Source organism: Sandarakinorhabdus cyanobacteriorum (genome assembly GCF_002251755.1).
Classification (GTDB): Bacteria; Pseudomonadota; Alphaproteobacteria; order Sphingomonadales; family Sphingomonadaceae; genus Sandarakinorhabdus; species Sandarakinorhabdus cyanobacteriorum.
Window position 1 is genome coordinate 1 of sequence record NZ_NOXT01000029.1, and the last position, 9,241, is coordinate 9,241.

Below are 9,241 nucleotides of genomic sequence, written 5' to 3' on the forward strand. Positions count from 1 at the left end.
TCAACGCAACACTCAAAGCCTCCACGGTTGCTTGATCCGGGACGGAGGCATAGCCGTATCAGCGATTATAGAGAGCGGCGCTTGGCGGCGCGTGGGTCTATCATGCCCCAAAAGGGAGACCCGCCATGGACATGCCGCACCGCCTTTCCACGCCCCGCATCGCGCCGCTGGAGCCGGACGCCTGGGATGCGGTGTTGCGGCAGGCCATGTTGGGCAATCGGCCGGCGGAGATGGGGGCTGCGGATGCGCCGGTGTTCAACATCTTCAAGACGCTGGCCAATCATCCGAAGCTGGCGCAGGCGTTTGCGGCCTGGGGTGGGCAGGTGTTGTTCCGGTCCACGCTGGATGCGCGCACGCGGGAGATGGCGATCCTGCGGGTCGGCTGGCGGGCGCGGGCGACTTATGAATGGCATCATCATCTGGCCATCGGGCGGGATCATGCCGGCATGGGCGCGGCGGATTTCGAGAAGTGCAAGGCCGGGCCGGTGGCGGGGAGCGATGCCGATGATGATGTGCTGCTGCGCGCGGTGGACGAGTTGATGGACGATCATTGCATCAGCGATGCGACCTGGGCGGCGCTGGCCCGGCGGTTCAGCCCGCAGCAGCTGATGGACCTGGTGTTTGCCGTGGGGCAATACAACATGGTCTCGATGGCGCTGAACAGCTTTGGCGTGCAGCTGGAGGATGAATACAAGGTGGGCAGCGCCGGCTAGAGCAGTTTCCGCTCTAGGCGCTGAACGCCGGCGTGTCGGGGCCGCCCGCATAGCCGGAGATGAAGGGCTTGATGCCGCCTTCAATCGGATAGACGTGGCGCCGATGGCGGCCGATATCGGTGCCATAGATGTGGATGCTCACCGACTCGCCGGGGTGGGCGTTGCTGACCTGGTGGATATCACCCACCCCCGGCCCGATCCGTTCGACCATGCCGGCGGTGAGACGATGCGGGGCACCGAGGGCTCGCGGCGGGCCGGTGCCATCGGCCGCGAAGGCTTGGGCCTGTTCGGCGCCGCGCAGCACGCCGACGGCGCCCCACACGCCGTGATCGTGGATCGGGGTTTGCTGGCCAGTGCCCCAGACAAAGCTGACGATGGAAAAGCGCCCCTGGGGATCGGCATGCAGCAGATATTGCTGATAATGTTCGGCGTGCGGCTGGGCATGGGCGGGCGGCAGCCAATCATCCTGCGCCACCAGCCGGGCCAGGGCGGCGGCGATTGCCGGCTGCGGTTCGGTGCTGGCGAGAGCGGCGTGGATCTCTGCGATGAAGGCAGCCAGGCGAGCGGGAGCGGGCATGGCGGGGAGTGTTGCGCGCGCGGCGGCCTGGGGCAAGCCTGCGATGCTGGGCGCTGTCGGTTCACCACGCGCCCCTCCACCACGCGCCCCTCCACCACGCTGCGCGTGGTCCCCCTCCCCATGCGAGCATGGGGAGGATCGGCGTGGTCCGTCAAAGTGCCCCTTGGCAAGGGGGCGAGTCGCGGTGTCCACTGGGTGCCGGGCAAGATGAGGGGTGCGTGATGCGGGGTTGGTTGGCTTCGGTGGCGGTTGCGGCGTCGCTGGCGGTTCCGGCTGCGGCGCAGGATGCCCCCTATATGCCGGTGGCGGTGGATGCGGCGAAGGGCCGGGTGCTGCTGACCATCCCGGCGCTCGACACTGATGTGCTCTATTATGTCAGCCTCGCCTCTGGCGGCGGATCGGTGGAGTTGCCGCTGGACCGGGGGATCATGGATTCGGCCGTGGTGCGCTTTCGCCGGGCGGGCAGCCGGATATTGGTGGAGGTGCAGAATCTGGCGTTTCGCAGCCTGACCGGCGATGCCGCGCACAAGGCCGGCGTGGCGGACAGTTTTCCGACCTCGACTCTGGCCAGCCTTGCCATCGAGAAAGAGGATGGCGGGCGCATCACCGTGGATGCGACGCCGCTGCTGATGCGCGATGCCGCCGGGATCGAGGCGATCCTGCGCCGCCAGAACCAGGGCAATTACCGCTTTGATGCCAATCGTTCGGCGCTGGTGCCGGGGCGGATCAAGGCCTTTCCGTTGAACAGCGAGATCGAGACCAGCGCGACGTTCGCCGCCGAAAGCCCCGGCGCGCTGGTGCGCGGCGTTACGCCGACGCCGGAAGCGCTGACGCTGCGCATCCATCACAGCTTCATCAAGGCGCCGACCGGTTACACGCCGCGGGTGGCCGATCCGCGCATTGGGGTTTCGACCCTTCGCTTCAAGGATTTCAGCCAGCCCTTTTCGGGCGGCATCGACACCGAATGGGTGACCCGCTGGCGGCTGGAGAAGAAGGACCCCAAGGCCGCGCTGTCGGAACCGGTGACGCCGATCACCGTCTATTTCGATCCGGCGATTCCGGCGCCCATCCGCCATGCGATGAAGCAGGGCCTGTTGTGGTGGAATCAGGCTTATGAGGCGGCCGGGTTCAGGAATGCGCTGGTGGCGCTGGATGCGCCGGCGGACATGGACCCGCAAGACATCCGGTATAATTACATGCAGTGGATCAACCGGGACGAGCGCGGTTTCTCGTCGGGCGGGCCCTATCGCGATCCGCGCACCGGGGAGATTTTGGGTGCCAAGGTGCGGATGGATTCGCACCGCATCCGCACCATCGGCAATTATTGGGATGCCTATGCCGGGGCGCTGCCCAGGGAGGGCGGAGTGACGGTGGCCGATCCGGCGCTGGTGAACGGCGATTTCGGCAGCATGCCGAAGGGCCAGCGCGACATGGTGCTGTTGCGGCAGGCGTTGCTGACGGCGCATGAATTTGGCCATGCCCTGGGCTTTGGGCATAATTTTGCGTCGAGCCTGAACAACCGGGCCAGCGTGATGGAATATCCCACCCCGCGCGTGAAGGTGAAGGGCGGGCGCATCGACCTGTCGGAAAGTTTCCAGACGGCGATTGGCGCCTATGACACGATGATGGTGCGCTATGCCTACACGCCGCTGGCCGATGAAAAGGCCGGGCTGGAAGCGATCATCCAGGACATGCGCCGCCAAGGCCTGATCTATGTGCCCGAAACCGATCCGCGCTGGACCTGGTATGATGACCGGGCGACGCCGGTGGAAGGGCTGGGCGAGGCGCTGGCGGCGCGGCGGCTGTTGATCGCCAACTATGGGCCGGACAGTGCGTTGCAGCCCGGCGAGCCGTTAGGCGAACTGCGCAATGCGCGGCTGTGGATGGTCTATCTCCACCAACGGTATCAGGTGGAATCGGCGGTGAAATATATCGGCGGGATTTATACCGACATCGTGGCCAAGGGCGAAAAGCTGCCCGGCACGCGGCTGATCCCGGCGAAGTTGCAGCGCGACACGCTGGCGCTGCTGATGCAGGCGATCAGCCCGGCGGAACTGGCGCTGCCGGAAAAATTGCTGGCCGATCTGACGCCTGATCCGGGCCGCAACCTGGAGGATCTGTCGGACGATCCGGTGTTTGACCAGCTGCGCGCCGCCCGCATCGCGGCTGCGCTGGTGGTGGAGCCGCTGTTGGCCCCCGACCGGGCGGCGCGGATGGTGGCGCTGGCCGGGCGTGATCCCAAGGGGGTTGGCCTGCCGGAGTTGATCGATGCGCTGATGGCGGCGAGCTGGAATGCCAAAGGCGGCGATCCGGCCCTGCTGCGCGTGGTGCAGAAGAGCGTGCTGGATGGGCTGATGATCCTTGGGGCGAGCGCCACGACGGCGCCGGAAGCCCGTGCCCTTGCCTTGCAGACGCTGGCTGATCTGGCCAAGGCGCTGCCGGCCCGCGACGGCGATGCGCTGGGCGCGGCGTTCAACCGGCAGACGGCGGCCGATATTGCCGCCTATCTCGCCGATCCCGCGGCCAAGGTGCCCAAGGCGGTGAGCATCGGCTGGGGCAAGGGCCCGCGCAGCCGCTTCCCGCAGCCGCCCGGACCGCCACTGTGATCCCGCCGCTGTGAGGCCGGCGCTGTAAAGGGGCTGGATCGGCGGGCCGGCCCGGTTATGCTGGACGGCAATGCCGGGCCTGTTCTCCCTGTTTCGCAAGCGCCCACCGCCACCGGAGAGCCTGGCGGACAAGTTTGTGCGGCTGTTGGCCACCCGTGCGGATTTTGCCGCGCAGACACGGGCACGGCTGCCGGCGCTGGAACGGCAGGGCGACATGGCGCTGCTGCTCGCCAATCACAGCCATCTGGTGGATGATTTGAGCTATATTGCCGCGATGCGCTGGCGGCTGGGCGAGGATCCGCGCAGCGCCATTGCCGAAACGCACATGGCCTATCGCGGCCTGATCGCCTGCCGCAACCGGGTTGATCCCGGCCATGCCCTGCCGATGGCGCAGATTGCCGGCATCGCTGATTGGGATTTCGTCCATGCGCTGTTCTGGCTGGCCGGCACGCCGGAACCGGTGGTGATGCACATGCCGCGCCTGCTGGAGGAGCGCTATTTTGCCTATAGCCGGTATCTGCTGTTGCGGGTGACGGGCGCGGATGTGCCGCCCGCGCTGGCGGCGGCGGTGGCAGGCTTTGCCGGAAACGGAAAGGGCCTGGTGGACCGGGATTTTGCTGCCAAGCAGGCCCTGCTGGATGGTGAGGGCGATGCCGGGGCGTTGATGGCCCGGATCGCCGGCGATTGGCCAAAGCGGCGGAGCAACGGCTTCTATCGCACGTCGGCGCCGCTGACGGCCGGGCATGATGCGTCCAACGACCTGTCGGTGGATTGGCAACTGGCCTGCATCGCCCGGGCCCGGGGGCTGGCCGCCCCGGCACCGCACGGCTGGCGCTGGTGAACGAACAAGGGGCCGGCGCCTTGCGGCACCGGCCCGATAGCAAGCGGGGGCTTGGCGACGCGCCCTTCCACCGCCGGGCCCCTCCACCGCCGTTCCGGCGGTCCCCCTCCCCAATCAGAGATTGGGGAGGAATGGCGGTCCCGGTCCCCAATCAGGGATTGGGGAGGATTGGTCACTTCACCTTGGCAAAGTCCTGATAGTTGATGCCCAGCTGTTCGAGGTAGGTCTTGTACTTGGTGGCATCATAATAGAACGGCATCTGTTGCGGCCGCATCTTGGCCATGATGTCGGTGTTGAGCCAGATCGCCGGCTTGTCGTCCGGGCCGAGCAGCGGATCATATTTGTCGCTCTTGAACTGCACGTCCTGCTGCCACTGCTTGGCGTCCGCAATGATCTTGGGCGTGGTGAGCAGATCGAGAACGGTCATCGCCACCACCTTGGCGCCAACCATCACGCCCTTGTGAGCGATCGGCGTGGCCATGGCGATCGCCGACTGGCGGTTGTGGCCGATGGCGTTGGGGATGTTGGAGGGATAGCGGATGGTGATGGTGGGCACCGTCCACATGATGTCGCCAATATCGTCGGAGCCACCGCCCATCGACTGGCCGCGCGTGTCGGGCGTGGAGAGCGGGGCGATGGTGGTGGTCAGCGGTTCGACCTTCACGCCGTTGGCCTGCTGCATCGCCTTGGCAAAGCCCTGATCGGCATCGTCCCACGCCGGCAGGCCAACCGTCTTGATATTGGCATAAAGCGCCTCGGCCAGCGGCTTGTTGCCATAATTTGGCGCGGCATAACCGAGCGTGCGCTGGGTCACCGTGGTGTCGGTGGCCATGGCGGCGGCCTTGGCGATGCGGTTGCCGATTTCATAGAGGCCGCGGATCGAGCTGAACTTGTTCTCGCGGAAATAATACCAGACGCTGGCCTTTTCCGGCACGATGTTGGGCTGGCCGCCGCCTTCGGTGATGACATAATGGCTGCGTTGGGTGACGGGCAGATGCTCGCGCCGCATGTTCCAGGCCATGTTCATCAGTTCCACGGCATCCAGCGCCGAACGGCCATCCCAGGGCTGACCGGCGGCGTGGGCGGTCTTGCCCTTGAACGTATATTCCACGCTGACCATGCCGTTGTTGCCGGCCGCACCCCATTGGGTGCCGAGATCGCGGCCGACGTGGGCGAAGATCGATGCGTCCACATCCTTGAACATGCCGGCGCGCACATAATAGGCCTTGGTGGCGAGCAGTTCCTCGGCCACGCCCGGCCACAGCATCAGCGTGCCCTTGATGCCGTTCTTTTCCATGATCTGCTTGGCGGCCAGCGCGGCGACGATCATCATCGGCATGCCGCTGTTGTGGCCCTCACCATGGCCGGGGCCGCCTTCGACCATCGGCTTCATCTCCACCACGCCGGGATATTGCGACAGGCCCAGAAGGCCATCGATGTCGCTGCCCAGTGCGATCTTGGGGCCGGGGCCATTGGACCAGGTGGCGGTGAAGGCGGTGGGGATGCCGGCGGCGCCGCGCTCCACCTTGAAGCCGTTCTTTTCAAGAATGCCGGTCAGATATTCGCTGGTCTTGAACTCCTGGAAGCCGGGTTCGGCAAAGCTGAACACCGTGTCGACCATTTCCTGCGCCAGCTTGGCCTGGGCATCGACAAGGGTTGCAGTTTCCTTCTTCTGCGCCGGTGTGGCCAGCGCGACCGCCGGCCCGGCGAGGATGGACGCGGCGAGCAGCGCCGCGATTGCCTTGGTCTTCATGTGATTGCCCCCCCTTTGGCGTGATCAATATTCGAACCGCACGCCTATACGGTAAACCCGGCCCAGCACGTCATACAAGCCGCGGTTGGTTTGCGGATAGGCCGGCGTGTTGTTGCCGGTCGGGCCGTTGCCGACCAGCACCGGATCGCTGTTGAGCAGGTTGCGGACATAGAGGAAGACTTCCGCCTTGGAGCCGCCCAGCTTCAGCTTCTTGGTGATCGACGCATCCATGTACCATTGGCCGGAAATGCGGTTGGTGTTGATGGTGCGGTTGGCGGCGGTGGAGGCCGGGCAGCCGCTGGTGCATTCGAAGAAGTTGTTGTTGTACACGCCGTCGGAGAAGCCGCGGCCGACGAGGTTGAAGCTCCAGCTGTCAATCTCGTAGTTGGCGGTCAGGCGATAGTTCCAGCTCGGCACGCCATCGCCCTGGTTCTTGCCGGCAATGTCTTCGGGCACGTCGATGCCGTTGTTGAAGATATTGTCGATATAATGGCTGGCGAGCGCGCGCAGGGTGGCCTTGCCGCCGCCCAGATCAAAGCGGTAGCTGGCTTCGAGGTCGATCCCGCGCACCTTCACGTTGGCAAAGTTGAACGGCACCAGCCTGATCGAAGTGATGATGCTGGACGGGCTGACCGGGCCATTGAAGGTGATGAACGGGCAGATGTCGGACCGGTTCTGTTCGAGGCACAGGGTGGTGATGGTCTGCGCCGAGATGGTGCCGATGGCGCCAGCGAGGTTGATGTCGAAATAATCGACCGATGCGGCAAAGCCGGGCAGGAAGGTCGGGGTGAAGACGCCGCCGACACCCCAGGTCATCGCCACTTCGGGCTTCAGCGCGGTGTTGCCGGTGGTCTGTTCGAGGAACTGGTCGGCGCGCTGGCCGCCGCCAGGCAGCGGCACGTTCACCGTGTTGGTGCGGGCGGTGCCGGGGGCGAAGAGTTCGTTGAGGTTCGGCGCGCGGATGTCGCGGCTGCGCACCACGCGCAGCTTGATGTCGTCAATCACCTGCCAGGTCGCGCCCAGCTTCCAGGTGGTGACGCTGCCGCTGGTGGAATAATCGGTGCGGCGCACGGCGCCGTTGAAATCGACGCCCTTGGCCAGCGGCACCACGGTTTCGATGAAAGCTTCCTTCACATCGTAACTGCCCTTGGTGACGAGATAATTGCCGTAGAGCCAGCCCGAGTTGAATTGGGGATCGACAAAGCCATCCACGCGCTCACGGCGATACTCGCCGCCAAAGGCAAAGCTGACCTCTCCGGCCCAGGTTTCGAACAGATCGTTGGTGGAGAAGCTGAGGGCCGCCACATCCTGACGCAGCGTCTGATAGCGTTGCGGTTGGGCGCCGTTGTTGAACACATAATCGATCGCGGCCTGCGTCACGCCGCCGATGCCGATGCGGTTCAACGGCACGCAGCCGTTGGTGGGGGCGGTCAGCGTGGAGCGGCAGACGATGGTGCCGGCCGGGATGCCGGCGGCATTGCCAGCGGGCGCGCGCACCGCATCCTGGGCCAGCGTCACCCGGCTGTTGAGCCAGGTGTTGGTGAGCAGTTCGTTGGTGCGCGCGATGCCGGCCTGGTAATAGGCGTTGTATTTCCAGGTGCCCTTGCCGATGTCGAACTCGCCATCGGCGCCGGCGACAAAGCGATAGACTTCGCGGGTGTTGTTGGAACCGGCCGCCGGGAAACCGGCGTTGCTGGTGCCGATCTGGATGGCGCTGACGTTCAGCGCCACCATCTGATCGACCAGCGCCTGCGGCAGATAGGCGTTGTCGCGGGCGATGGTCACGCCGGTCGACGGCGTCTGTTGATAGAATCTGCGGCCGTTGTAGCCGGAGAAGCTGTACTGGACATAGGGCACGAACGCCCGGTCGAATTCATAGCTCAGGCGGCCGAAGATGTTGCCGCGCTCTTCGTGCGGGGCCAGGCTGTTGCTGCTCCAATGGCCTTCGCGGCTGATCAGATAATCACCGCCCACCATCCACTGACCGCGACTGGGGCCGAAGTTGAAGCGGGTGAGGCCGGGCCCGTTGGGGCCGATCTGGCCGAAATACTGGCCGGTGAGCGCACCGGTGCCGAAGGTGGTGGCCCCGGTGGTGCGCTGGCCGGTGATCAGGCCGCCCGTCGTAAACTGATAGGTGCCGATGCCGGCGGCGACCAGGCGTTCCGGCTGGCCATTGCCGGCGACAAAGGCCGGGTTGTCGATCTGGAAGAAGCCCGACTGCTGCCAGGGCCGATCATAGGTGTCGACGCCCTTCTGGGTGAAATAATCGCCGGCCAGCAGCACCTTGCCGCGGCCATCGGCAAAGTCGAAGCCGCTGGTGATGCGGAACGTGTGGTTGGGCACGTCGCCATAATCGGTGATGCCGAATTCATATTCGGCGCGCAGGCCCTTGAAATCCCGGTTGAGGCTGAAGTTGACGACGCCGCCGACGGCATCGGAGCCATAGGCCGAGGAGGCGCCGCCGGTGACGACCTCGACGCCCTTGATCAAACCCTGCGGCACGGTTTGCGTGTCGACAAAGCCGACCGGGGTGGAGGCAACCGAGCGCTGGCCATCGATGAGGACGAGGGTGCGCGCCGCGCCCAGCGAGCGCAGGTTGACCGTGGCAATGCCGGCCTGGCCGTTGGACAGCGAGCCGGAGTTGGTGGACGAGCTTTGCGAACCGCGCACCGCCGGCAGCGTGTTGACATAATCGCCGATATTGGCCTGCGGTTCGGCCTTCAGTTTGTAGGCGCAACTTAGAGATGTCAC

General features: G+C 65.4%; 6 protein-coding genes. 3 read left to right on the forward strand and 3 right to left on the reverse strand.

What is annotated here, in order from left to right; translation table 11 throughout:
- Positions 1-125: 125 nt before the first annotated feature.
- The gene (locus CHU93_RS00570; RefSeq protein ID WP_094472279.1) at positions 126-713 is read left to right on the forward strand and encodes a carboxymuconolactone decarboxylase family protein; all 588 of its coding nucleotides are present in this window, start codon (positions 126-128) and stop codon (positions 711-713) included.
- 13 nt (positions 714-726) lie between these two features.
- Here the strand turns inward: CHU93_RS00570 and CHU93_RS00575 are convergent, their stop codons facing one another.
- On the reverse strand, positions 727-1,290 hold the full coding sequence (locus CHU93_RS00575) for a cysteine dioxygenase family protein (protein WP_094472280.1): 564 nt from the start codon (positions 1,288-1,290) through the stop codon (positions 727-729).
- 221 nt (positions 1,291-1,511) lie between these two features.
- Between CHU93_RS00575 and CHU93_RS00580 the strand changes: the two genes are divergently transcribed.
- Together CHU93_RS00580 and CHU93_RS00585 are read left to right on the forward strand one after the other, a co-directional pair.
- Complete coding sequence (locus tag CHU93_RS00580; protein ID WP_133064245.1) at positions 1,512-3,896, forward strand: zinc-dependent metalloprotease; 2,385 nt, start codon at positions 1,512-1,514, stop codon at positions 3,894-3,896.
- A gap of 70 nt (positions 3,897-3,966) precedes the next feature.
- The gene (locus tag CHU93_RS00585; protein ID WP_094472282.1) at positions 3,967-4,737 is read left to right on the forward strand and encodes a hypothetical protein; all 771 of its coding nucleotides are present in this window, start codon (positions 3,967-3,969) and stop codon (positions 4,735-4,737) included.
- A gap of 172 nt (positions 4,738-4,909) precedes the next feature.
- On the opposite strand, the gene CHU93_RS00590 is transcribed toward CHU93_RS00585, so the two are convergent.
- Both CHU93_RS00590 and CHU93_RS00595 read right to left on the reverse strand, forming a co-directional pair.
- Positions 4,910-6,490: an amidohydrolase gene (locus tag CHU93_RS00590; protein ID WP_094472283.1), complete on the reverse strand. Its 1,581-nt coding sequence runs from the start codon at positions 6,488-6,490 to the stop codon at positions 4,910-4,912.
- A gap of 24 nt (positions 6,491-6,514) precedes the next feature.
- Positions 6,515-9,241, reverse strand: a 2,727-nt coding sequence (locus CHU93_RS00595) for a TonB-dependent receptor domain-containing protein (protein WP_094472284.1), incomplete at its 5' end; no start/stop codon positions are given.